This is a genomic window from Burkholderia sp. Se-20373 (assembly GCF_017104705.1).
Taxonomy (GTDB): domain Bacteria; phylum Pseudomonadota; class Gammaproteobacteria; order Burkholderiales; family Burkholderiaceae; genus Burkholderia.
Window position 1 is genome coordinate 1 of the sequence record NZ_JAAGPH010000047.1, and the last position, 22,468, is coordinate 22,468.

The following is a 22,468-nucleotide window of genomic DNA, read 5'->3' on the forward strand; positions in this document are numbered from 1 at the left end:
CGCTCCAGACTCCAGCACACCATCAACCCTGCTTCCCTTCTCCCGCGCCGCGTTTCCGTTAGCGCGAAAGAGGCGTGATTCTAAGCACCCGCCCCCGTCTACGCAAGCCCCTTTGTGAAAATATTTTGAAAAAGCCCCCGTGCGCTACCGCGCGCGGGGGCTTCGGGCTTGGCGGGGCAGGCAATCACGCCGGCAATCGATACTGACCAACCTCCGGCCGCCTACTCAGACAGCACGATCAGCGGTGCTTGAACACCGGCTTCCGTTTTTCGACGAATGCCGCCATCCCCTCCTTCTGATCTTCGGTCGCGAACAGCGAATGGAACAGCCGACGTTCGAAATGAACGCCTTCGGCCAGCGTCGTCTCGTACGCACGGTTCACCGACTCCTTGACCATCATGACCGCCGGCAGCGAAAACTCGGCGATCGTCGCCGCAGCGGCAAGCGCCTCGTCGAGCAGCGTGTCGGCCGGCAGCACGCGAGACACGAGCCCCGCGCGCTCCGCTTCGGCTGCATCCATGAAACGGGCCGTCAGGCACATATCCATCGCCTTCGCCTTCGACACCGCGCGCGGCAGACGCTGCGTGCCGCCCGCACCCGGCATGACACCCAGCTTGATTTCCGGTTGGCCGAACTTGGCCGTGTCCGCTGCAAAAATGATGTCGCACATCATGGCCAGCTCGCAGCCACCACCCAGAGCAAAGCCCGAAACCGCGGCAATGATCGGCTTGCGGATCTCGCGGACCGTCTCCCAGTTGCGCGTGATGTAATCGCCCCGATAGACATCCATATAGGAGTAGGTCGCCATCATGCCGATGTCTGCGCCGGCCGCGAACGCCTTCTCGCTCCCGGTCACGACGATCGCGCCGATGCCATCGTCCGCATCGAACGCTTTCAGCGCGGCCCCCAGTTCATCCATCAGCGCATCGTTCAGCGCATTCAGCGCCTTCGGACGGTTCAGCGTAACCAGCCCAACGCGCCCCCGGGTCTCCACCAGGATGTTCTCGTAAGCCATCTATTTCTCCTCGATCAATGAAATGAGAAACGCCTCGCACATGCGAATAGTTTGATGCTAACATTCTCCGACCAACCGGTCGGTTAATTAATCGATCCAACCCCTCTCAACGTCCATCAGGCTGCCGCCATGACCCATGCACTGTTCACGAAGCACGAAGACACGCTGAAACACGCACTCGCCGCCATCGAGAGCCGCGGGTACTGGAGCCCGTTCGCCGAAATGCCGAGCCCCAAAGTGTACGGGGAAAGCGCGAACGCAGATGGCGAAGCCGCGTTCAAGTCGCACCTCGACAAGACGTTCGCGCTCGACCAGCCGGCGTCCGGAGAAACGGTCGGCGCAGAGCGCTCGCCGTACGGTATTGCACTGGGGATCCGGTATCCGAAGTCGACGCCCGACGAGCTGATCGCTGCCGCTGCCGCAGCACAGCGTTCGTGGCGCGAAGCCGGCCCGAGCGCCTGGATCGGCGTCAGCCTCGAAATCCTCGCGCGCCTGAATCGCGCCAGCTTCGAAATCGCCTACAGCGTGATGCACACCACGGGGCAGGCATTCATGATGGCGTTCCAGGCCGGCGGCCCGCACGCACAAGATCGTGCGCTCGAAGCAGTCGCCTATGCATGGGACGAACTGCGCCGCATCCCGGCCGACGCACACTGGGAAAAGCCGCAAGGCAAGAACCCGCCGCTCGCGATGCACAAGCGCTACACGATCGTCCCGCGCGGCACCGGGCTCGTGCTCGGCTGCTGCACCTTCCCGACCTGGAACGGCTATCCCGGCCTGTTCGCCGATCTCGCAACCGGCAACACCGTGATCGTCAAGCCGCATCCGGGCGCGATCCTGCCGCTCGCCATCACCGTCCGGATCGCTCGCGACGTGCTGCGCGAAGCCGGTTTCGATCCGAACGTCGTCACGCTCCTCGCGACCGAACCCAACGACGGCGCACTCGTCCAGGATCTCGCGCTGCGCCCCGAGATCAAGCTGATCGACTTCACCGGCAGCACGCAAAACGGCACGTGGCTCGAACGCCATGCCCATCAGGCACAGGTCTACACAGAGAAGGCTGGCGTCAACCAGATCGTAATCGACTCGACCGACGACCTGAAAGCCGCCGCCAAGAACATCGCGTTTTCGCTGGCGCTGTACTCCGGCCAGATGTGCACGGCACCGCAGAACATCTACGTGCCGCGCGACGGCATCCGGACGGCGGACGGCCACGCGAGCTTCGACGAGGTCGCACAGGCCATCGCCGTGGCCGTGCAAAAACTCACCGGCGACCCGGCACGCTCGGTCGAACTGATCGGCGCAATCCAGAACGAAAGCGTGACCGCACGCATCGACGACGCCCGCCAGCTCGGCCGCGTGCTCGCCGACAGCCTGACCCTCCAGCACCCTGCGTTCCCTGATGCCCGCGTGCGCACGCCGCTCGTGCTGCAACTCGACGTGGCCGATCGCGAAAAATTCACGCAGGAATGGTTCGGCCCGATCTCGTTCGTGATCGCGACCGACTCGACCGCGCAGTCGCTCGACCTTGCCGGCGAAATCGCGGCGGAACATGGCGCGCTGACCCTCTCCGTCTACAGCACCGACGACGCGATCGTCGACGCCGCCCACGATGCGGCGGTGCGCGGTGGCGTCGCACTGTCGATCAACCTGACGGGCGGTGTGTTCGTGAACCAGTCTGCCGCGTTCTCGGATTTCCACGGCACGGGCGCGAATCCGGCAGCCAACGCGGCGCTGGCCGACCCGGCGTTCGTCGCCAACCGGTTCCGCGTAGTGCAAAGCCGTGTCCATGTTGCGCCGAAAGCAGCCCCCGTGGAAGCCGGCCAACCGGCATAACCCGAATGGCCGACGTGCAAACGCCGCCACGTTCTCTACCATGAACGAATTCGCTACCCGGCGAGTTCGTTGCTAATCGATACACCCATGACAGACGCCTATATCTGCGACGCGATTCGCACCCCCATCGGCCGCTACGGCGGCGCCCTGAAGGATGTCCGTGCCGACGACCTCGGTGCGGTGCCCCTCAAGGCGCTCATCGAGCGCAACCGTGACGTCGACTGGACGGCGATCGACGACGTGATCTACGGATGCGCGAACCAGGCCGGCGAGGACAACCGCAACGTCGCGCGCATGTCGGCGCTGCTCGCGGGCCTGCCGACCGACGTGCCCGGCACGACGCTGAACCGGCTGTGCGGCTCCGGGATGGACGCGGTCGGCACAGCCGCGCGTGCGATCAAGGCGGGCGAGGCGCGCCTGATGATCGCGGGCGGCGTCGAGAGCATGACGCGTGCGCCGTTCGTGATGGGCAAGGCCACGAGCGCGTTCGCACGCCAGACCGACATCTTCGACACGACGATCGGCTGGCGCTTCATCAATCCGCTGATGAAACAGCTGTATGGCGTCGATTCGATGCCCGAGACGGCCGAAAACGTCGCAGTCGACTACAACATCAGCCGCGCCGACCAGGACCTGTTCGCGCTGCGCAGCCAGCAAAAGGCCGCGCGTGCGCAGCAGGACGGGACGCTCGCCGACGAAATCGTTGCTGTCACGATTCCGCAGAAGAAAGGCGATCCGCTGGTCGTATCGCGCGACGAGCATCCGCGCGAGACGTCGCTCGAAGCGCTCGCGAAGCTGAAGGGCGTCGTGCGCCCGGACGGCTCGGTGACGGCCGGCAACGCCTCGGGCGTCAACGACGGCGCGTGCGCGCTGCTGCTCGCCAACACGCAGGCAGCCGACCAGTACGGCCTGCGCCGCCGAGCACGCGTCATCGGCATGGCGACAGCCGGCGTCGCGCCGCGCGTGATGGGCATCGGCCCCGCGCCGGCCACGCAAAAACTGCTGCACCAGCTCGGCATGACCATCGATCAATTCGACGTGATCGAGCTGAACGAGGCGTTCGCGTCGCAAGGTCTCGCGGTGCTGCGCATGCTCGGCGTCGCCGACGACGATCCGCGCGTGAACCCGAACGGCGGTGCGATCGCGCTGGGACATCCGCTCGGCGCATCGGGCGCCCGGCTCGTGACCACGGCGCTCCACCAACTCGAGCGTACGGGCGGCCGCTTTGCGCTCTGTACGATGTGCATCGGCGTCGGCCAGGGCATCGCACTCGCGATCGAACGCGTGTAACCGACGCACAGCGCGCCTATAACGAAGTCATGAAGGAGACACTGCATGTCCTATCAGGCGATTCAGTTGGAAATCGATCAGGCTTCGAACGTAGCCACGATTACCCTCAACCGCCCCGACAAGCTGAACAGCTTTACGCGGGCGATGCATCGCGAGTTGCAGTCGGCACTCGGTGATGTCGAGGCGGCCGGCGCGCGCGCGCTGATCCTGACAGGTGCGGGACGCGGCTTCTGCGCGGGCCAGGACCTGGCCGATCTCGACTTCACGCCGGGCGCGTCCACCGATCTCGGCGCGCTGATCGACGAGCACTTCAATCCCCTGATCCGCCGCCTGCAGCGTCTGCCGATTCCGGTGATCGCCGCCGTCAACGGCACGGCGGCCGGGGCCGGTGCGAACCTCGCGCTCGCCTGCGATCTCGTGTTCGCCGCCCGCTCGAGCAGCTTCATCCAGGCCTTCGTCAAGATCGGTCTCGTGCCCGATTCGGGCGGCACGTGGTTCCTGCCGCAACGCGTCGGCATGGCACGCGCGCTGGGGCTCGCGCTGACCGGCGACAAGCTCGGCGCCGAACAGGCCGAGCAATGGGGCTTGATCTGGCGCGCGGTCGACGACGACGCGCTCGCTGCGTCAGCCCGCCAGCTCGCCACCCAGCTCGCGCAGCAGCCGACGCTCGCGATCGCATCGATCAAGCAATCGATGCGTGCCAGTGTCACGAACACGCTCGACCAGCAACTCGACATGGAACGTGACCTGCAGCGCAGGCTCGGCCAGTCGCACGACTACGCAGAAGGCGTGAAGGCATTCATCGAGAAGCGCGCGCCACGCTTCGAGGGGCGTTGACATGACAAACGCCACTGCCACGCTCGACCCCGATGCGCTCGCCCGCGCCACCGCGCGGGCCATGTACGACGCCGACGCATGCAGCCGTGCGTTCGGGATGGAAATTGCCGAAGTCCGCGCCGGCTACGCGCGCCTGCAAATGCGCGTGCGGCCCGAATTCCTGAACGGGCATCAGACCTGCCATGGCGGGATCATCTTCACGCTGGCCGATTCGACGTTCGCGTTCGCCTGCAATTCGTACAACGTGAATACCGTCGCGGCCGGCTGCTCGATCGAATTCCTGCGCCCCGTGCACGGCGATGACGTGCTGACGGCCGAGGCGATCGAGCAGGCGCGCGCCGGCCGCCAAGGCATCTACGACATCCGCGTCACGAACCAGACCGGCGAAACCGTCGCGATGTTTCGCGGCAAATCCGCCCAGATCAAGGGCACGGTCATCCCGGAAGACCGCTGACGTCGACGGCTCGCACATAACAAACACTGGAGACATGCATGACTACCCCGCTACCGCTCGAGCCGATCGAGACCGCCTCACGCGACGAGCTGACCGCGCTGCAGCTCGAGCGCCTCAAGTGGTCGCTCCGGCATGCGTATGACCACTCCCCCGTCTATCGTCGCAAGTTCGACGACGCGGGTGTCCACCCGGACGACCTGAAAACGCTCGACGACCTGTCGCGCTTCCCGTTCACGACGAAGGGCGACCTGCGCGACAGTTACCCGTTCGGGATGTTCGCGGTGCCGCAGGACCAGATCTCGCGCATTCATGCGTCGTCGGGCACGACCGGTAAGCCGACGGTCGTCGGCTATACGGCCGGTGACATCGACACATGGGCGAATCTCGTCGCGCGCTCGATCCGCGCCGCTGGTGCGCGCCGCGGCGACAAGGTGCACGTCAGCTACGGCTATGGCTTGTTCACGGGCGGGCTTGGCGCGCACTACGGCGCCGAACGCGCAGGGCTGACCGTGATCCCGTTTGGTGGCGGCCAGACCGAGAAGCAAGTGCAACTGATCCAGGATTTCCGGCCCGACATCATCATGGTGACGCCGAGCTACATGCTGTCGATCGCCGACGAAATCGAGCGCCAGGGTCTCGATCCCGTGCAGAGTTCGCTTCGCATCGGCATCTTCGGCGCGGAACCCTGGACTAACGACATGCGCGTCGCGATCGAGCAGCGGATGGGCATCGATGCGGTCGACATTTACGGGCTGTCCGAAGTGATGGGCCCCGGCGTCGCCTCTGAATGCGTCGAGACCAAGGACGGTCCGACCATCTGGGAAGACCATTTCTATCCGGAAATCATCGATCCCGAAACCGGCGAAGTGCTTCCGGACGGCGAACTCGGCGAGCTCGTGTTCACGTCGTTGACGAAGGAGGCGCTGCCGATCGTCCGCTACCGGACCCGCGACCTCACGCGGCTGTTGCCCGGCACTGCCCGCACGATGCGGCGGATGGAGAAGATCACCGGGCGCTCGGACGACATGATGATCGTGCGCGGCGTCAACGTGTTCCCGACGCAAATCGAGGAGCAGTTGCTCAAGCAGCACGCGCTCGCCCCGCACTATCAGATCGTGCTGACGAAGGAAGGCCCGCTCGACGTGATGACGCTCAATGTCGAGCCTTGCCCCGAGACAGCACCCGATACGACGGCGATCCATGCGGCAAAACAAGCGCTCGCCTACGACATCAAGTCGCTGATCGGCGTGACTGCCGTGATCAACGTGCTGCCAGTGAACGGGATCGAGCGGTCGGTCGGCAAGGCGCGACGCGTCGTCGACAAGCGCAAGGGCTGACGAAAATCGCTGCGCGTGAATGACGCGTGGTGAATCCGTGGCTGCAAATGAAGCAGCCCGATCGGCCAACACCGATCGGGCTGCTTCATTCCGGGACCCCTTTGGGCATCCGCCGACGCAACAAGCGCATCACGAATCACGAATCACGAATCACGAAATCTGACACAGCACGTCCGCCCGCGATCAGAGCGACGTGCCCCACGCACGCCGCCGCTTCCACGAATGCCGCGTCTGCCGCATTGGCGGTGACCCGAGAAACCCCAGCCACCCGCGCCGCGTCACATCACGAATTCGGGAACAGCAGCCACATCCGGCCGACCTGCTTCATCCGCCCGGCCTGATCGCCTGCATCGTCACCGAGCCCCCAGAAATAGTCAGCCCGCACGCCGCCTTTGATCGCGGAGCCCGTATCCTGCGCGAACACGAGCCGGTTCATCGGCGTATTCGTCAGCGGGCGCGTCGTCTGCAGGAACACGGGCGTGCCAAGCGGGATCGACGACGGGTCGACGGCGATCGAACGCTCCGGCGTCAGCGGCACGCCCAACGCGCCGATCGGGCCGTCCGCGCCGCCGTGCGGTGCATCTTCCTTGGTCGGCATGTCGCGGAAGAACACGAACCGCGGGTTCGTATCGAGCAACGCGTCGACCCGGGTCGGGTTCGCCTTCGCCCACGCCTTGATGCCCTGCATCGTCGCCTGAGCGGGAGTCAGTTCGCCACGATCGAGCAGCCACTTGCCGATCGAGCGGTACGGCTGGTTGTTGGTGCCGCCGAAGCCGACCCGCATCACCGAACCGTCGTCGAGCAGCACGCGCCCCGAGCCCTGCACCTGCAGGAAGAACGCTTCGATGGGGTCGTCGACCCACACGAGTTCGTTGCCGTTCAGGATGCCGGCGCGTTCGAGCTGCGCGCGGGCCGGCAACGCGGCGCCCGCGCGATAACCGGCCGGCCAGCGGTAGAGCGCGTACTGATACGGACCGCGACGCACGCGCGAACCGTGCAACAGCGGCTCGTAATAGCCGGTCACGAGCCCGTCGAGCGTACCGTCGGTGTTCGCAAGCTGGAACGGCGTGAAATACGTTTCGAAGAACGTGCGTGCACTGCTGACGTCGAGCTCGTCGAGCCGGTCGGCGGCCGCGCAAGCGCGTGCCCAGGCCGGCTGGCGCGCGAGCCGCACGCAGTTCTGTCGCAGCGCGGCGGTTGCGCCGAGCAGCGAATCGTCCTGCCAGCCCGGCACCTGCTGCCACGCGACCGGTGTGAGCCGCTTCGCGGCAACCTGACCCGGCACGATCGCCGCGCCGGTCGGCGGTTTCAGTGACGACGGCCGCGTCGGCGCGCCACCGCACGCCGCAAGCAGCGCCGCCGCGGCAGCAGCCGCAACCCACCCGGCCATCCGGGGCCCAAACCACATACAATGTCCGTTCTTGAAGGAAACCGCCATGTCAGATTTTCTCGACCAATATCCGATGCTCATCTTCGCGCTCGAAGCCTTCGTCGCGCTCGCCCTGCTGATCTTCATCGTCGTGTGGACGTCGTCGGGCAGAAAGAAGCACACCCGCAAGCCGCGCTAACACCCTGACGCACTCCGCCCGCTCAATGCAGCGTGCGCGGCATGTGCAGTGCGAACTCGTCGACCGGCGCCTCGAAGCGCTCGCCGTCCTCCGCCACGCAGAAGTACGCGCCACGCATCGTGCCGACCGGTGTCGCGATCACGGCCCAGCTCGTGTACTCGAAGTGCTCGCCCGGCTGCAGCAGCGGCTGGTGCCCGACGACGCCGAGCCCCTTCACTTCCTGCACGTGGTTCTCGCTATCCGTGATGATCCAGTGACGCGCGATCAGCTGTGCCGCAACCTGTCCCGTGTTGCGGATCGTCAGCGTGTACGCGAATGCGTATTGACGGCGATCGGGGTCGGATTGTTCCGGCAAGTAGCTGGTTTTCACCGAAACGGTGAATTGATACTGACTCATGGTGTTTCCGCTGGAAGATGACTGCCCGTGCCGGCATGGGCAACGGGGCCGCGGGCGCGCCGCATTGGTTCGGCATTCTATGCGCAATCCGGCCTCGACCGCACGGCATGCCGCCGCGCACCGGGTCGCCGGACGGTAGAATGGCGGTTTTGCGCCGCAACGTCCCCGCTCCCCTGCCATGACCCAATTCCGCATCGCTCCCAGCATTCTGTCGGCCGATTTCGCACGGCTCGGCGAAGAAGTCCGCAACGTGGTCGCCGCCGGCGCCGACTGGATCCACTTCGACGTGATGGACAACCATTACGTGCCGAACCTGACCATCGGCCCGCTCGTGTGCGAAGCGATCCGCCCGCACGTGCAGGTGCCGATCGACGTGCACCTGATGGTACGCCCGGTCGACCGGATCGTGCCCGATTTTGCGAAGGCCGGTGCCAACCTGATCAGCTTCCACCCGGAAGGCTCCGATCACATCGACCGCACGCTGTCGCTGATCCGCGACCACGGCTGCAAGGCCGGCCTCGTGTTCAACCCGGCCACGCCGCTGAACTACCTCGACCACGTGATGGACCGCCTCGACTTCGTGCTGCTGATGTCGGTCAACCCGGGTTTCGGCGGCCAGTCGTTCATTCCGGAAACGCTGAACAAGCTGCGCGAAGCACGCGCACGCATCGACGCGTACACCGAGCGCACCGGCCGCGAGATCCTGCTTGAGGTCGACGGCGGCGTGAAGACCGACAACATCGCGGAAATCGCGGCGGCCGGCGCCGACACCTTCGTCGCGGGTTCGGCGATCTTCGGCAAGCCCGACTACCGCAAGGTGATCGACGAGATGCGTGCCGCGCTCGCTACCGTCGAGCGGAGCTGACGCCGTGGCCGACTCGTCGCTCGCCGGCCATGCACCGGCCGGGGCCACGCCGCAAGCCGCTCCGATCCGCTTCGCCACGTCGCGCATCGACGCGGCGCTGATCGATCTCGACGGCACCATGGTCGATACGGCCGACGATTTCACGGCCGGCCTGAACGGGATGCTCGCGCAACTCGGCGCGCCGGCCACGTCGCGCGACGAGGTGATCGGCTACGTCGGCAAGGGCTCCGAACACCTGATACAGAGCGTGCTGAAGCCGCGCTTCGCGGCCGTCGAAGCGCACGCGCGCTTCGACGACGCGCTGGCGATCTACCAGACCGAGTACGCGAAGATCAACGGCCGCCACGCACGCCTCTACCCGGACGCGGCCGCCGGTCTCGACGCGCTGCGCGCAGCCGGCATCCGGCTCGCGTGCGTGACGAACAAGCCGCATCGCTTCGCGGTCGAGTTGCTCGAGCAATACGAGTTGGCCGATTGCTTCGGCATCGTGCTCGGCGGCGACAGCGTCGCGCGCAAGAAGCCGGATCCGCTGCCGATGCTGACGGCCTGCAACGCGCTCGGCGTCGCACCGGATGCGGCAGTCGCGATCGGCGACTCGGAAAACGACGCGCTGGCCGGCCGCGCGGCCGGGATGGCGACGCTGACTGTGCCGTACGGCTACAACCATGGCAAAGCTATACAAACGATAAATTCGGATGGTATAGTCGACTCGTTGCTGGTCGCAGCTCGCGCGATCTCCGCGCACAACGCCGGCCGGCCAACCCTCTGATTATTTCTTCCATCTGCATGTTTCTGAATAAAAAACGGAGTCTGAGCAGCATCGACCGGGGAGCCTGGCCCTGGCGTCGCTGGTCGCGCTAACCTCTTCGATGAGGTACGCTGAAGCACGTCTTCAGCGCCGTTTTTTATCTCGCTGCGCATCCGCGCGCCGATCGTCGCACCACCTCGAGTTCTACCGCGTCCGAACGCTTGCGTTCAGGTGCGGCCGCAGGCTCGCGACGTTCACGCCCGGAGTGCCGGCCGGCAACAGGCACTTCTCGATCGACCGCCCTTTCGCCGACGGCAACCCGCGCAGCGTCAAGTGATCCCTGGCGCACGCGCCGCTCGTCCCGAACAGGACCGGAACATGACCGAACTCGAATTTCAATCGCTCGCGAACGAAGGCTACAACCGCATCCCGCTGATCGCGGAAGCCCTCGCCGATCTCGAAACACCGCTGTCTCTCTACCTGAAGCTGGCCCAGCCCGAACGCTCGGGCGCCAACTCGTTCCTGCTCGAATCGGTGGTCGGCGGCGAACGCTTCGGCCGCTATTCGTTCATCGGCCTGCCCGCCCGTACGCTCGTGCGGACCCGCAACGGCGTGTCGGAAGTCGTGCGCGACGGCCAGGTCGTCGAGACGCATGACGGCGATCCGTTCCAGTTCATCGAATCGTTCCAGGCGCGCTTCAAGGTCGCGCAGCGCCCGGGCCTGCCGCGCTTCTGCGGCGGTCTCGCCGGCTACTTCGGCTACGACGCGGTGCGCTACATCGAGAAGAAGCTCGCGAACACCGCACCGCGCGACGATCTCGGCCTGCCCGACATCCAGTTGCTGCTGACCGAGGAAGTCGCGGTCATCGACAACCTCGCCGGCAAGCTGTACCTGATCATCTACGCGGACCCGAGCCAGGCCGAAGCCTATACGAAGGCGAAACAGCGCCTGCGCGAACTGAAGCAGCGCCTGCGCACGACCGTGCAGCCGCCCGTTACGTCGGCGAGCGTGCGCACCGAGACGTTCCGCGAGTTCAAGAAGGACGACTATCTGGCCGCCGTGCGCCAGGCGAAGGAATACATCGCGGCCGGCGAGCTGATGCAGATCCAGGTCGGCCAACGCCTGACGAAGCCGTACCGCGACAATCCGCTGTCGCTGTATCGCGCGCTGCGTTCGCTGAATCCGTCGCCGTACATGTACTACTACAACTTCGGCGATTTCCACGTGGTCGGCGCGTCGCCGGAAATCCTCGTGCGCCAGGAAAAGCGCGGCGAAGACCAGATCGTCACGATCCGCCCGCTCGCCGGCACGCGACCGCGCGGCAACACGCCCGAGCGCGACGCGGAACTCGCGACCGAGCTGCTCAACGATCCGAAGGAGATCGCCGAGCACGTGATGCTGATCGACCTCGCGCGCAACGACGTCGGCCGCATCGCGGAAATCGGCTCGGTGCACGTGACCGACCAGATGGTCATCGAGAAATACTCGCACGTGCAGCACATCGTCAGCTCGGTCGAAGGCAAGCTGAAGCCCGGCATGACGAACTACGACGTGCTGCGGGCGACGTTCCCGGCCGGCACGCTGTCCGGCGCGCCGAAGGTCCGTGCGATGGAACTGATCGACGAACTCGAGCCGGTCAAGCGCGGGCTGTACGGCGGCGCCGTCGGCTACCTGTCGTTCTCGGGCGAGATGGATCTCGCGATCGCGATCCGCACGGGCCTGATCCACAACGGCAACCTGTACGTGCAAGCGGCGGCCGGCGTCGTCGCGGATTCGGTGCCCGAATCCGAATGGCAAGAGACCGAAAACAAGGCGCGCGCGGTGCTGCGTGCGGCCGAACAGGTCCAGGACGGCCTCGATAGCGACTTCTGACCGGAGACTGACCATGCTGCTCATGATCGACAACTACGACTCGTTTACCTACAACCTGGTCCAGTACTTCGGCGAACTCGGCGAGGACGTGCGCACCTACCGCAACGACGAAATCACGCTCGACGAAATCGCGAGCCTGAATCCCGACGCGATCTGCCTGTCGCCCGGCCCGAGCAACCCGCAGCACGCGGGCATCACGCTCGACGTGCTGAAGGAATTCGCGGGCAAGAAGCCGATCCTCGGCGTGTGCCTCGGCCATCAGGCGATCGGCGAAGCCTTCGGCGGCCGCGTCGTGCGCGCGAAGACCATCATGCACGGCAAGGTGAGCAAGATCGAAACCGACTGCAGTGGTGTATTCGCCGACCTGCCGAAGCACTTCGACGTCACGCGCTATCACTCGCTCGCGATCGAGCGCGAATCGCTGCCCGACTGCCTCGAGGTGTCCGCCTGGACCGACGACGGCGAAATCATGGGCGTGCGCCACAAGACGCTGCCGATCGAAGGCGTGCAGTTCCACCCGGAATCGATCCTGTCCGAGCATGGTCACGCACTGCTCGAGAATTTCCTGAAACAGGCCCGCGCCGCGGCCGCGCAAGCCGCCTGACGGGAGCCTCACGATGACGATTACCCCGCAGGAAGCGCTGCAGCGCACGATCGAACACCGCGAAATCTTCCACGACGAGATGCTGCACCTGATGCGGCTCATCATGCGCGGCGACATGTCGCCCGTGATGGCGGCCGCAATCATTACCGGGCTGCGTGTGAAGAAGGAGACGATCGGCGAGATCGCCGCCGCCGCGACCGTGATGCGCGAATTCGCGAACCATGTCGAGGTGCAGGACAACTCGAACTTCGTCGACATCGTCGGCACCGGCGGCGACGGCTCGCACACGTTCAACATCTCGACCGCATCGATGTTCGTCACGGCCGCGGCCGGCGCGAAAGTTGCGAAGCACGGCAACCGCGGCGTATCGAGCAAGTCCGGCAGCGCCGACGTGCTCGAGGCGCTCGGCGTGAACATCGACCTGCAGTCCGACCAGGTAGCCGCGTCGATCGCCGAAACGGGCATGGGCTTCATGTTCGCGCCGAACCATCACCCGGCGATGAAGAACATCGCGGCCGTGCGCCGCGAGCTCGGCGTGCGCACGATCTTCAACATCCTCGGCCCGCTCACCAATCCGGCCGGCGCGCCGAACCAGTTGATGGGCGTGTTCCACCCCGACCTCGTCGGCATCCAGGTGCGCGTGATGCAGCGCCTGGGCGCGCAGCACGTGCTGGTCGTGTACGGCAAGGACGGGATGGACGAGGTATCGCTCGGCGCGGCAACGCTCGTCGGTGAGCTGCGCGACGGCAAGGTGCACGAATACGAGATCCATCCGGAAGACTTCGGCCTGCAGATGGTGTCGAACCGCACGCTGAAGGTGGAAAATGCCGACGAATCGCGCACGATGCTGCTCGGCGCGTTGGACAACCAGCCGGGCGTCGCACGCGAGATCGTCACGCTGAACGCCGGCACCGCGCTCTATGCGGCGAACGTCGCCGAGTCGATCGCGGACGGCATCCAGCTGGCCCGCGAAGCGATCGCGAGCGGCAAGGCCCGCGCGAAAGTCGACGAACTCGTGCGCTTCACGCAGCAGTTCAAGCGCTGACTCCCTCTACGAATCAAGCAGGAATCCACATGAGCGACATTCTCGACCGAATCATCGGCGTCAAGCGCGAAGAAGTCGCGGCGGCCATGCGCAGCGCGCCGCTCGAGGCACTGAAACTGGAAGCGTCCGCGCGCGACCTGCGCGACTTCGTCGGCGCATTGCGCGCGAAGCATGCGGCCGGCCACGCGGCCGTGATTTCCGAAATCAAGAAGGCCAGCCCGTCGAAGGGCGTGCTGCGCGAGCATTTCGTGCCGGCCGACATCGCGCGTTCGTATGCAGCGCACGGCGCCGCGTGCCTGTCGGTGCTGACCGACGAGCAGTTCTTCCAGGGCAGCGCCCGCTATCTCGAACAAGCGCGCGCGGCCTGCGAACTGCCGGTGCTGCGCAAGGACTTCATCGTCGACGCGTATCAGATCATCGAAGCGCGCGCGATGGGTGCCGACGCGATCCTGCTGATCGCCGCCGCGCTCGACACGCCGCTGATGCAGGATCTCGAAGCGTATGCGCACTCGCTCGGCCTCGCGGTGCTGGTCGAAGTACACGACCGCAACGAGATGGAACAGGCGCTGACGCTCAAGACGCCGCTGCTCGGCATCAACAACCGCAACCTGCGCACGTTCGAGACGTCGATCCAGACCACGCTCGACATGCTCGACATGATTCCGGCGGACCGCATCGTCGTGACCGAATCGGGCATCCTGTCGCGCACCGACGTCGACACGATGCGTGCGGCGAACGTGAACACGTTCCTCGTCGGCGAGGCGTTCATGCGCGCCGAGCAGCCGGGCGAGGAACTCGCACGGATGTTCTTCTGATGGCGATCGAAAAGGAAATCAAGCTCGCGCTGCCGGCCGGCCAGGCCGACGCCGCGCGACGCTTCTTCGAGACGCTGACCGGCGAACCCGGTCGCGACATCACGCTCGCAAACGTCTATTACGATACGCCCGATCTCGCGCTGGCCCGCTCGAAGAGCGCGGTGCGCGTGCGCCGCACGCCGCAAGGCTGGCTGCAGACGTTCAAGACGGTCGGCAGCGCGGAAGGCGGCCTGCATCGCCGCCACGAGTGGGAGCTGCCGGTCGCCGGCGACGCGCTCGAGATCGACGCGCTCGTCGCGGCCTGCGACGTGCCGGAAGCCGCCGCCGCGCTGAATGACGCGGCCGGCACGCTGTCGGCGCTGTTCCGCACGGATTTTTCGCGTACGCTGTGGCGCATCGCAATCGGCGGCGCAACCGTCGAAGCCGCGGTGGACCTCGGCGAGATCGTCGTCCAGGCGGAACACGAAACGCGCCGCGAACCGATCAGCGAAATCGAACTCGAACTGATCGACGGCCCGGAGGCGGCGCTCGCAACGCTCGCCGCCGAATTGCAGCAAGCGCTGCCGGGCCTCGTTCCCGAAAACATCAGCAAGGCGCAGCGCGGCTACCGGCTGCGCGCGCAATAACCCGCATCACGCATGGCAACCCGCAAGACTTCCCGCGCGCCGCAACAGGCGTCGCTGTTCGATGATCCCGTGCCGGAAACGGCACCGGTCGATACCCCGTCCCCGGCGCCCGAAGCGCCCGCGGCCGGACGCAAGCCCGCCAAGAAAGCCGCGGCTCCGGCTGCGACCCCGACGGCACCGCAGCCCGTTGCCGCCGACGTCCCGCACCTCGCCGCGCAATTCGACGCGCTGCCGTCCGTCTGGCGCGACGTGCTGAAACCCTTTACCGACAGCGACGCGTACGCGCCGCTGTGCCGCTTCGTCGATGACGAGCGTGCGGCCGGCAAGACGGTCTACCCGACCGACGTGTTCCGCGCGCTGCGCCTGACGAGCCCGGACGACGTGAAGGTCGTGATCCTCGGCCAGGATCCGTACCACGGCGACGATCGCGGCACGCCGCAGGCGCACGGGCTCGCGTTCTCGGTACCGCCGGCCGTGCGCACGCCGCCGTCGCTGCGCAACATCTTCAAGGAAATCGCCGCGAACTTCGGCCACGACACGCCGCGCCACGGCTGTCTCGACACCTGGGCACGCCAGGGCGTGCTGCTGCTCAACACGGTGCTGACGGTCGAGCGCGGGGCCGCCGCGAGCCATGCGAAGCGCGGTTGGGAGCAATGCACGGACACGCTGATCCGCGAACTCGCCGGCCGCCATCAGGGGCTCGTCTTCATGCTGTGGGGCGCCCACGCGCAGGCGAAGCGCGCGCTGTTCGACGCCAGCGCGCATCGCGTGCTCGAGGCGCCGCATCCGTCGCCGCTGTCCGCGCACCGCGGCTTCCTCGGCTGCCGCCATTTCGCGCTCGCGAACGACTATCTGGTCGAGGCAGGCCGCGAACCGATCGACTGGCGCCTGCCTGAAGTGGCGGAAACGCTCGCGTAACCGCCGCGCCGCCGTTCGTTCGCCACGCCAGCCGGCATGCAAAAACGCCGCGCCCCTTTTCGGGACGCGGCGTTTTTTTATCGGGCGATGCGGCGGGTGCGGCGCACCCGCATCGACGTTACGCGGCGGCGATCGCTTCGCGTGCGCCGGCCAGCGCTGCGCTTTGCGCGTCCGCGCCGAGGTTCAGGCCTTCCGCGAAGATGAAGTTCACGTCGGTCATGCCGACGAAGCCGAGGAACGTACGCAGGTACGGGGTCTGGCTGTCGTTCGGCGTACCGGCGTACTTGCCGCCACGGGCCGTCACCACGTGAACCTTCTTGCCCTTGATCAGGCCTTCCGGACCGTTCTCGGTGTAGCGGAACGTGACGCCTGCGCGGGCGATCCAGTCGAAGTAGGTCTTCAGTTGCGACGAGATGCCGAAGTTGTACATCGGTGCGCCGATCACGATGATGTCGGCAGCTTGCAGTTCGGCAATCAGTGCATCGCTCTTCGCGACGATCGCATTCTGTTCCGCGGTGCGCTTGTCGGCCGGCGTGAAAAACGCGCCGAGCACCGATTCGTCGAGGTGCGGCAGCGCATCGGCAAGCAGGTCGCGAACCACGACGTTCGCGCCGGGGTTCGATTGTTGCAGCTTTGCCGTCAGTTCGTTGGCCAGCAGCGTGGATTGCGCACCTTGCGAACGCGCGGCGGAATTGATTTGCAGAATGGTCGTCATGTCAGGCTCCAGTAGGGTTGCGCTTTGGTAGCGCGAGTGACGCCATTGTGCGTGGCCGCATGACCGCGAAAAAGCGGGTTCAGGGCGACGGATTGTTGCAGCAGCAGAACAATCGTCGATCGCGCCCCGATACCCGCTTCAGACCGCTCAACCCTTCAGCCAAGCCTCCCGGGCCTTCGAAACCGCAGCCGGCTTCGCGGCCGCCGTCAGCCGGTAGCGCGTGACTTCCGGGCCGTCGAGCTTCAGTTTCGCGGTGCGCAGCTCGTCGCGACGGAACGCGTGAACCTCGACCTTGTCACCCGGCCGGTAGCGCGCGAGCAGCGCGTCGAGGTTGGTGCCCGTGACGCGCAGCCCGTCGACCGCGATCAGCGTGTCGCCGGCCGACAGCCCCGCGCGATGTGCGGCGCCGCCTTCGTAGACGGCCGCGAACGTGCAGTCCGCGCCGCCGCGCAGGCGCGCGCCGATCGTCGGCTTCGCGATCGCGCCGTTCGCCACATCGGGCGCGAGCGTCACGCCGAACGGTGCGAGCAGTTCGGCGAGCGGCAGGTCGCGCGTGCCGTGCACGGCATCGGCGAACAGGCGGCCGAGCGCGACGCCCGTCGCCTCTTCGATCAGCGCCTCGACTTCGTTCTCCTCGACACCCGCTTGCTTGCCGCGGTAGAAATCGCGGCCGTAGCGCTGCCACAGCAGGCGCATCACGTCGTCGAGTGACTTCTTGTGGCGCGTCTGCGCGCGGATCGCGAGATCGAACGTGAGCGCGACGAGCGAACCCTTCGTGTAGTAGCTGACGATCGCGTTGGTCGCGTTCTCGTCCTGGCGGTAATACTTGATCCACGCGTCGAACGAGCTTTCGGCGACGCTTTGCTTCAGGCGCCCCGTGCCGCGCAGCACGCCGCCGACCGTACGGCCGAGCGCCGCGAAATATTCGTCCTGCGACATCAGCCCGCTGCGCACCAGCATCAGGTCGTCGTAATACGACGTGAAGCCCTCGAACAGCCACAGCAGCGACGTGTAGTTTTCCTTCGACAGGTCGTACGGCACGAACGCCGCCGGCTTGATGCGCTTCACGTTCCACGTATGGAAGTACTCGTGGCTGCAGAGCCCGAGATACGTGCGATAGCCTTCCGTCGTTTCGGGCCGCCCCTTCACCGGCAGGTCGGTGCGGTTGCAGATCAGCGCGGTCGACGCGCGGTGCTCGAGGCCGCCGTAGCCGTCGCTGACCGCCAGCGTCATGAACACGTAGCGGTCCATCGGCGCTTTCTTCGATTTCGGCTCGAACAGCGCGATCTGCGCTTCGCACACGCGCTTCAGGTCGGTGCGCAGGCGCTCCAGGTCGAGTTGCGTCACGCGCCCCGCGATCACGATGTCGTGCGGCACGCCGTGCGCGTCGAACGTCGCGAGCGCGAATTCGCCGATCGTCACCGGATGGTCGGAGAGCTCGTCGTAGTTCGCCGCGCGATATGCACCGAACCCGTAGCGCTTGGTGCCGCGCGCCTCGGGCAGCGACGTGCCGACGCGCCATGCGCGGAACGCCGCACCGGCCGGCTTCGCGATATCGACTTCACACGGCGCAGCCTCGTGGCCCGCAACACTCAGGAACACGGCCGTCGCGTTGAAGAAGCCACCCGATTCGTCGAGATACGCGGAGCGCACCGACAGGTCCCATGCATACACGTCGTAGCGCAGCGTCAGCGCACCGTTCACGGGTGCGGCCTGCCACGTGTGCTTGTCGGTCTTCGCGATCCGCACCTTGCGGCCCGCGTCGTTGAAGGCGCCGAGCGTCACGATGTTGCGCGCGAACTCGCGCACCAGGTAGCTGCCCGGAATCCACACCGGCAACGAAAAGCGCTGGCCTTCGGGGTCGGGATCGGCGACCGTCACCGATACTTCGAACAGGTGCGCGGCAAGATCTTTCGGAGCAATCGAATAGCGGATCGGCTGGGTCATCGTGGCAATCGGTCGGTCGAATACGGCGGCGGAAACGAAGAGAGGCGCCGGCAGATGCGGGCGCCCCTCACTGGCCGGGCCATGCGGCCCGGCGCGTGGTCGGTTACTTGCTCGAGGCGAGCGCCTGGTTGAGCTGGTCGGCCGACACGGCGCCCGGCAGGCGGCGGCCGTCCGGCAGGAAGATCGTCGGCGTGCCGGTGACGTTCATCCCGCGGCCGAGCGCGAGGTTCTTGTCGAGCGCGGTCGTGTCGCAGGTACCGGCGCCGGACGGCGCGCGGTGGTCGAGCATCCAGCCCTCCCACGTTTTCGCGCGATCGGTCGCGCACCAGATCGCCTTCGACTTCGCGGTCGAATCCGGCGACAGCACCGGGTACAGGAACGTGTAGACGGTCACGTTGTCGACCGACTGCAGCGTCGTCTCGAGCTTCTTGCAATACGGGCAGTTCGGATCGGAGAACACCGCGATCTTGCGGGCGCCGTTGCCCTTGACGACCTTGATCGCATTCGCGAACGGCAGGCTCGCGAAGTCGATCTTGTTGATTTCGGACAGACGCGCGTCGGTCAGGTTCTTGCGCGTCTTGGTGTCGACGAGATCGCCGAGCAGCACGTAGTCGCCTGCCGCATCGCTATAGATGATCTGCGAGCCGAGGTTGACTTCGTAAAGGCCGGCGACCGGCGCTTTCGACACGCTCTTGATCGGCGCGTCGCTGCCGAGGCGGGCCTGCAGCGTTGCTTTCAGCTTGTCGGTGGTCTGGTCGGCCTGCGCGGTGCAGCCAAGCGTCGCCATCGTGACGGCCAGCGCCAGCGACGCGATGCGGATCGTTTTTTTCATCGAAATCTTCCTTCAGCTCAATCGGAGTGCACGGCACAGTGTACGCCGTAACGGAACCGTGTCCGACCGGCGAAGCGGCCGAAGGTTCGATCGATCAGCCGAGCGCGGCCAATACGAGCCAGCGCCTCACGAGCGGCTGCACGCCGACGAAGGCCATGCCCGCGTTGCGCACGGCCTTCGCGAGCGAGCCCGGCGCCGCGAACAGCCGCTGCAGCCCGTCGGTCGCGACCATCAGCGCACGGATGTCCTCGCGGCGCGAACGCTCGTAGCGACGCAGCAGCACCGTATCGCCGAGGTTGCGGAAGCTTTCCTTGCCCGCGATCGCGTCGGCAAGCGCCGCGACGTCGCGCAAGCCGAGATTCATCCCCTGCCCCGCGAGCGGGTGGATCAGGTGCGCGGCATCGCCGACGAGCGCGACGCGCGGTGCGATCAGCTTGTCGACCGTCTGCAGCGCCAGCGGGAAACCGGCAGCCGGCGTCACGCAGTCGAGCGTGCCGACCTGACCATGCGACACGCGCTCGACTTCGGCCGCGAGCTGCGCCGGATCGAGTGCGAGCAATTCGTCCGCATGCGCGGTGTGCGCGGACCAGACGAGCGATACATGGCCGTCCGGCAGCGGCAGCAGCGCGACGATCTCGCCTTCGTGGAACCACTGGTAGGCGGTCTCGCGGTGCGGCAGCGACGCCTTGAAGTTCGCGACGACGCCGGTTTGCCGGTAGTCGCGCCGTTCGACTTTAGCCCCCATTTGCGAGCGTACCCACGAATGCGCGCCGTCCGCGCCGACGACGAGGTCCGCTTCCAGCACCTGGCCCGACGACAGCGTGAGCACGGCCGCGTCGTCGCGCACGTCGAAGCCCTGTGCGCGCGCATCGAACCACGTGAGGTTCGGCTGGAACCGCAGCGCGGCGTCGAGCGACGCCTCGACCAGCGACGATTCGGCGATCCACGCGAGTTGCGGCACGGACGCCTGGTACGCGGAGAAATGCAGTTCCGCGTGCGCATCGCCGTACACGCGCATGTCGTAGACCGGCGCAAGCCGGCTGTGCTCGAGCGCCTGCCAGACGCGCAGCCGCTCGAGCAGCGCCTGCGAACTGGAGGACAGCGCGTAGACGCGCGTGTCGAATGCGAGATCGGCGGGGCGCGGCGCGGCCGGCTGGGCGAGCAAGGCTGTCTTGTAGCCGGACTGGGTCAGCGCGAGCGCGGCCGTCTTGCCGACGAGCCCGCCGCCGACCACGGCGACGTCGAAGGTGTGGTGGGCAGTCATGGCGGGCATTATAGCCGCGGGGCCAAACCCTTACGCGGCCGGACTTTGCGGGAAATCAGCAGAATCGCAGGCCGATGCGGCAGCGCGGCGGCCCGCCGCATCGGCCGTTCGGCGCCCGCCCGGAATCCGGGGCGTCGGCACGGTACAATAGCGTCTTTGACCGTCGGCCCGCCGCGCCCCAAGCGCCGGCCGCCCTTTTTTCCCGCGCCGCCGTGCCCTGTCCGGCCGCGCCGCCTTACCCGTCCGAAGGATTCCATGAGTCTCAAATGCGGCATCGTCGGCTTGCCCAACGTCGGCAAGTCCACCCTGTTCAATGCGCTGACCAAGGCCGGCATCGCCGCCGAGAACTACCCGTTCTGCACGATCGAGCCGAACGTCGGCATCGTCGAAGTACCCGATACGCGCCTGAAGGCGCTCTCCGAGATCGTCAAGCCGGAGCGTGTCGTGCCGGCCGTCGTCGAATTCGTCGACATCGCGGGCCTCGTCGCGGGCGCGAGCAAGGGTGAAGGCCTCGGCAACCAGTTCCTCGCGAACATCCGCGAAACCGACGCGATCACGCACGTCGTGCGCTGCTTCGAGGACGAGAACGTCATTCACGTCGCCGGCAAGGTCAGCCCGATCGACGACATCGAAGTGATCAACACCGAACTCGCGCTCGCCGACCTCGGCACCGTCGAGAAGGCGCTCACGCGCTATTCGAAGGCGGCGAAGTCGGGCAACGACAAGGAAGCGGCGAAGCTCGTCGCGGTGCTCGAAAAAGTGCGCGCTCAGCTCGACCAGGGCAAGGCCGTGCGCGGCCTCGAACTGTCGGACGACGAAGCGGCGCTGATCAAGCCGTTCTGCCTGATCACCGCGAAGCCGGCGATGTACGTGGCCAACGTGAAGGACGACGGTTTCGAGAACAACCCGCATCTCGACGCGGTCCGCAAGTACGCGGAAAGCGAAAATGCGCCGGTCGTGGCCGTGTGTGCGGCGATCGAGGCGGAAATCGCCGATCTCGACGATGCGGACAAGGAAGCGTTCCTCGCCGACATGGGCATGGAAGAGCCGGGCCTCGACCGCGTGATCCGCGCGGGCTTCAAGCTGCTCGGCCTGCAGACGTACTTCACCGCGGGCGTGAAGGAAGTGCGCGCATGGACGATCCATATCGGCGACACGGCGCCGCAGGCAGCCGGCGTGATCCACACCGACTTCGAGCGCGGCTTCATCCGCGCGCAGACGATCGCGTTCGACGATTTCGTCACGTACAAGGGTGAGCAAGGCGCGAAGGAAGCCGGCAAGATGCGGGCGGAAGGGAAGGAATATGTCGTGCACGACGGCGACGTGATGAACTTCCTGTTCAACGTCTGAGCGTTGCGTTATCGCCTCAGTGAAAAGCCCGCTTCTGCGGGCTTTTCACTTTTCGGCGCACCGGCATAGTCACGACCGGAGCTGCTTGTCTGATTTCGATCCGGCTATGCATGGCTGCACGGTGACCACCCTG

General features: G+C 66.2%; 22 protein-coding genes. 15 read left to right on the forward strand and 7 right to left on the reverse strand.

Going from position 1 to position 22,468, the window contains the following annotated elements:
* Positions 1-238 precede the first annotated feature (238 nt).
* Positions 239-1,015 carry an enoyl-CoA hydratase gene (locus G3N96_RS17290; protein ID WP_069247041.1) on the reverse strand — a complete coding sequence of 259 codons (777 nt, stop codon included), beginning with the start codon at positions 1,013-1,015 and terminating at the stop codon, positions 239-241.
* A 129-nt stretch (positions 1,016-1,144) separates the two neighbouring features.
* Between G3N96_RS17290 and paaN the strand changes: the two genes are divergently transcribed.
* From paaN to paaK, 5 genes are all read left to right on the forward strand, one after another.
* Positions 1,145-2,851, forward strand: coding sequence for a phenylacetic acid degradation protein PaaN (gene paaN / locus G3N96_RS17295; RefSeq protein ID WP_124584716.1), 1,707 nt, complete (start codon positions 1,145-1,147; stop codon positions 2,849-2,851).
* Positions 2,852-2,938: 87 nt separating this feature from the next.
* On the forward strand, positions 2,939-4,141 hold the full coding sequence (pcaF, locus tag G3N96_RS17300) for a 3-oxoadipyl-CoA thiolase (RefSeq protein ID WP_206137936.1): 1,203 nt from the start codon (positions 2,939-2,941) through the stop codon (positions 4,139-4,141).
* Positions 4,142-4,186: 45 nt separating this feature from the next.
* Positions 4,187-4,978, forward strand: coding sequence for a 2-(1,2-epoxy-1,2-dihydrophenyl)acetyl-CoA isomerase PaaG (gene paaG, locus G3N96_RS17305; protein WP_124584712.1), 792 nt, complete (start codon positions 4,187-4,189; stop codon positions 4,976-4,978).
* A gap of 1 nt (position 4,979) precedes the next feature.
* On the forward strand, positions 4,980-5,432 hold the full coding sequence (paaI, locus tag G3N96_RS17310) for a hydroxyphenylacetyl-CoA thioesterase PaaI (protein ID WP_071335534.1): 453 nt from the start codon (positions 4,980-4,982) through the stop codon (positions 5,430-5,432).
* Positions 5,433-5,470: 38 nt separating this feature from the next.
* Positions 5,471-6,769, forward strand: coding sequence for a phenylacetate--CoA ligase PaaK (gene paaK / locus G3N96_RS17315; protein ID WP_206137937.1), 1,299 nt, complete (start codon positions 5,471-5,473; stop codon positions 6,767-6,769).
* A 283-nt stretch (positions 6,770-7,052) separates the two neighbouring features.
* Here paaK and G3N96_RS17320 read toward each other — a convergent pair whose 3' ends face one another.
* Positions 7,053-8,177, reverse strand: a complete 1,125-nt coding sequence (locus G3N96_RS17320) for an MltA domain-containing protein (RefSeq protein ID WP_241022690.1) — start codon at positions 8,175-8,177, stop codon at positions 7,053-7,055.
* Positions 8,178-8,205: 28 nt separating this feature from the next.
* Here G3N96_RS17320 and G3N96_RS39710 point away from each other — a divergent pair, with 28 nt between their 5' ends.
* Positions 8,206-8,337 (forward strand): hypothetical protein, encoded by a 132-nt coding sequence (locus G3N96_RS39710; RefSeq protein ID WP_256940834.1) that lies wholly within the window; start codon positions 8,206-8,208, stop codon positions 8,335-8,337.
* 22 nt (positions 8,338-8,359) lie between these two features.
* Here the strand turns inward: G3N96_RS39710 and apaG are convergent, their stop codons facing one another.
* Complete coding sequence (apaG, locus tag G3N96_RS17325; protein ID WP_011350820.1) at positions 8,360-8,734, reverse strand: Co2+/Mg2+ efflux protein ApaG; 375 nt, start codon at positions 8,732-8,734, stop codon at positions 8,360-8,362.
* Between the two features lie 178 nt (positions 8,735-8,912).
* Here apaG and rpe point away from each other — a divergent pair, with 178 nt between their 5' ends.
* The 8 genes from rpe (at position 8,913) to G3N96_RS17365 (ending at position 16,227) form a co-directional block, all read left to right on the forward strand.
* Entirely contained in the window at positions 8,913-9,599 is a 687-nt protein-coding gene (gene rpe, locus G3N96_RS17330; protein WP_011883156.1) for a ribulose-phosphate 3-epimerase, read from the forward strand.
* Between the two features lie 4 nt (positions 9,600-9,603).
* Positions 9,604-10,368, forward strand: coding sequence for a phosphoglycolate phosphatase (locus G3N96_RS17335; protein ID WP_206137939.1), 765 nt, complete (start codon positions 9,604-9,606; stop codon positions 10,366-10,368).
* A gap of 357 nt (positions 10,369-10,725) precedes the next feature.
* Positions 10,726-12,219 (forward strand): anthranilate synthase component I, encoded by a 1,494-nt coding sequence (gene trpE, locus G3N96_RS17340; RefSeq protein ID WP_039362349.1) that lies wholly within the window; start codon positions 10,726-10,728, stop codon positions 12,217-12,219.
* Positions 12,220-12,232: 13 nt separating this feature from the next.
* Positions 12,233-12,823: an aminodeoxychorismate/anthranilate synthase component II gene (locus tag G3N96_RS17345; RefSeq protein WP_011350816.1), complete on the forward strand. Its 591-nt coding sequence runs from the start codon at positions 12,233-12,235 to the stop codon at positions 12,821-12,823.
* Between the two features lie 13 nt (positions 12,824-12,836).
* A complete protein-coding gene (gene trpD, locus G3N96_RS17350; protein ID WP_043191545.1) occupies positions 12,837-13,868 on the forward strand; it encodes an anthranilate phosphoribosyltransferase in 1,032 nt (343 codons plus the stop codon).
* A 29-nt stretch (positions 13,869-13,897) separates the two neighbouring features.
* Entirely contained in the window at positions 13,898-14,683 is a 786-nt protein-coding gene (trpC, locus tag G3N96_RS17355; RefSeq protein WP_206137940.1) for an indole-3-glycerol phosphate synthase TrpC, read from the forward strand.
* On the forward strand, positions 14,683-15,309 hold the full coding sequence (locus G3N96_RS17360; protein ID WP_089439136.1) for a CYTH domain-containing protein: 627 nt from the start codon (positions 14,683-14,685) through the stop codon (positions 15,307-15,309). The genes trpC and G3N96_RS17360 overlap by 1 nt, the downstream gene beginning before the upstream one ends.
* 12 nt (positions 15,310-15,321) lie before the next feature.
* Positions 15,322-16,227, forward strand: a complete 906-nt coding sequence (locus tag G3N96_RS17365) for a uracil-DNA glycosylase (protein ID WP_206137941.1) — start codon at positions 15,322-15,324, stop codon at positions 16,225-16,227.
* 118 nt (positions 16,228-16,345) lie between these two features.
* Here the strand turns inward: G3N96_RS17365 and G3N96_RS17370 are convergent, their stop codons facing one another.
* The 4 genes from G3N96_RS17370 to G3N96_RS17385 all read right to left on the reverse strand — a co-directional run bounded on the left by G3N96_RS17370 (position 16,346) and on the right by G3N96_RS17385 (position 20,994).
* A complete protein-coding gene (locus G3N96_RS17370) occupies positions 16,346-16,942 on the reverse strand; it encodes an NAD(P)H-dependent oxidoreductase (RefSeq protein WP_039362334.1) in 597 nt (198 codons plus the stop codon).
* Between the two features lie 147 nt (positions 16,943-17,089).
* Entirely contained in the window at positions 17,090-18,889 is a 1,800-nt protein-coding gene (locus G3N96_RS17375; RefSeq protein WP_206137942.1) for a PDZ domain-containing protein, read from the reverse strand.
* Between the two features lie 103 nt (positions 18,890-18,992).
* A complete protein-coding gene (locus G3N96_RS17380) occupies positions 18,993-19,721 on the reverse strand; it encodes a DsbC family protein (RefSeq protein ID WP_124584699.1) in 729 nt (242 codons plus the stop codon).
* 94 nt (positions 19,722-19,815) lie between these two features.
* The gene (locus G3N96_RS17385) at positions 19,816-20,994 is read right to left on the reverse strand and encodes a UbiH/UbiF family hydroxylase (RefSeq protein ID WP_206137943.1); all 1,179 of its coding nucleotides are present in this window, start codon (positions 20,992-20,994) and stop codon (positions 19,816-19,818) included.
* A 246-nt stretch (positions 20,995-21,240) separates the two neighbouring features.
* Between G3N96_RS17385 and ychF the strand changes: the two genes are divergently transcribed.
* On the forward strand, positions 21,241-22,335 hold the full coding sequence (gene ychF / locus G3N96_RS17390) for a redox-regulated ATPase YchF (RefSeq protein ID WP_089439131.1): 1,095 nt from the start codon (positions 21,241-21,243) through the stop codon (positions 22,333-22,335).
* The last annotated feature ends 133 nt before the right edge of the window (positions 22,336-22,468 follow it).

Excerpts from the sequence above, each read along its gene's own strand:
- trpD (WP_043191545.1), top strand. The coding sequence starts at position 12,837 with ATGACGATTACCCCGCAGGAAGCGCTGCAGCGCACGATCGAACACCGC.
- paaK (WP_206137937.1), top strand. The coding sequence starts at position 5,471 with ATGACTACCCCGCTACCGCTCGAGCCGATCGAGACCGCCTCACGCGAC.
- paaN (WP_124584716.1), top strand. The coding sequence starts at position 1,145 with ATGACCCATGCACTGTTCACGAAGCACGAAGACACGCTGAAACACGCA.
- trpC (WP_206137940.1), top strand. The coding sequence starts at position 13,898 with ATGAGCGACATTCTCGACCGAATCATCGGCGTCAAGCGCGAAGAAGTC.
- rpe (WP_011883156.1), top strand. The coding sequence starts at position 8,913 with ATGACCCAATTCCGCATCGCTCCCAGCATTCTGTCGGCCGATTTCGCA.
- apaG (WP_011350820.1), bottom strand. The coding sequence starts at position 8,734 with ATGAGTCAGTATCAATTCACCGTTTCGGTGAAAACCAGCTACTTGCCG.
- ychF (WP_089439131.1), top strand. The coding sequence starts at position 21,241 with ATGAGTCTCAAATGCGGCATCGTCGGCTTGCCCAACGTCGGCAAGTCC.
- G3N96_RS17385 (WP_206137943.1), bottom strand. The coding sequence starts at position 20,994 with ATGCCCGCCATGACTGCCCACCACACCTTCGACGTCGCCGTGGTCGGC.
- G3N96_RS17370 (WP_039362334.1), bottom strand. The coding sequence starts at position 16,942 with ATGACGACCATTCTGCAAATCAATTCCGCCGCGCGTTCGCAAGGTGCG.
- G3N96_RS17380 (WP_124584699.1), bottom strand. The coding sequence starts at position 19,721 with ATGAAAAAAACGATCCGCATCGCGTCGCTGGCGCTGGCCGTCACGATG.
- paaG (WP_124584712.1), top strand. The coding sequence starts at position 4,187 with ATGTCCTATCAGGCGATTCAGTTGGAAATCGATCAGGCTTCGAACGTA.
- paaI (WP_071335534.1), top strand. The coding sequence starts at position 4,980 with ATGACAAACGCCACTGCCACGCTCGACCCCGATGCGCTCGCCCGCGCC.
- G3N96_RS17365 (WP_206137941.1), top strand. The coding sequence starts at position 15,322 with ATGGCAACCCGCAAGACTTCCCGCGCGCCGCAACAGGCGTCGCTGTTC.
- G3N96_RS17345 (WP_011350816.1), top strand. The coding sequence starts at position 12,233 with ATGCTGCTCATGATCGACAACTACGACTCGTTTACCTACAACCTGGTC.
- G3N96_RS17375 (WP_206137942.1), bottom strand. The coding sequence starts at position 18,889 with ATGACCCAGCCGATCCGCTATTCGATTGCTCCGAAAGATCTTGCCGCG.
- trpE (WP_039362349.1), top strand. The coding sequence starts at position 10,726 with ATGACCGAACTCGAATTTCAATCGCTCGCGAACGAAGGCTACAACCGC.
- pcaF (WP_206137936.1), top strand. The coding sequence starts at position 2,939 with ATGACAGACGCCTATATCTGCGACGCGATTCGCACCCCCATCGGCCGC.
- G3N96_RS17360 (WP_089439136.1), top strand. The coding sequence starts at position 14,683 with ATGGCGATCGAAAAGGAAATCAAGCTCGCGCTGCCGGCCGGCCAGGCC.
- G3N96_RS17290 (WP_069247041.1), bottom strand. The coding sequence starts at position 1,015 with ATGGCTTACGAGAACATCCTGGTGGAGACCCGGGGGCGCGTTGGGCTG.
- G3N96_RS39710 (WP_256940834.1), top strand. The coding sequence starts at position 8,206 with ATGTCAGATTTTCTCGACCAATATCCGATGCTCATCTTCGCGCTCGAA.
- G3N96_RS17320 (WP_241022690.1), bottom strand. The coding sequence starts at position 8,177 with ATGTGGTTTGGGCCCCGGATGGCCGGGTGGGTTGCGGCTGCTGCCGCG.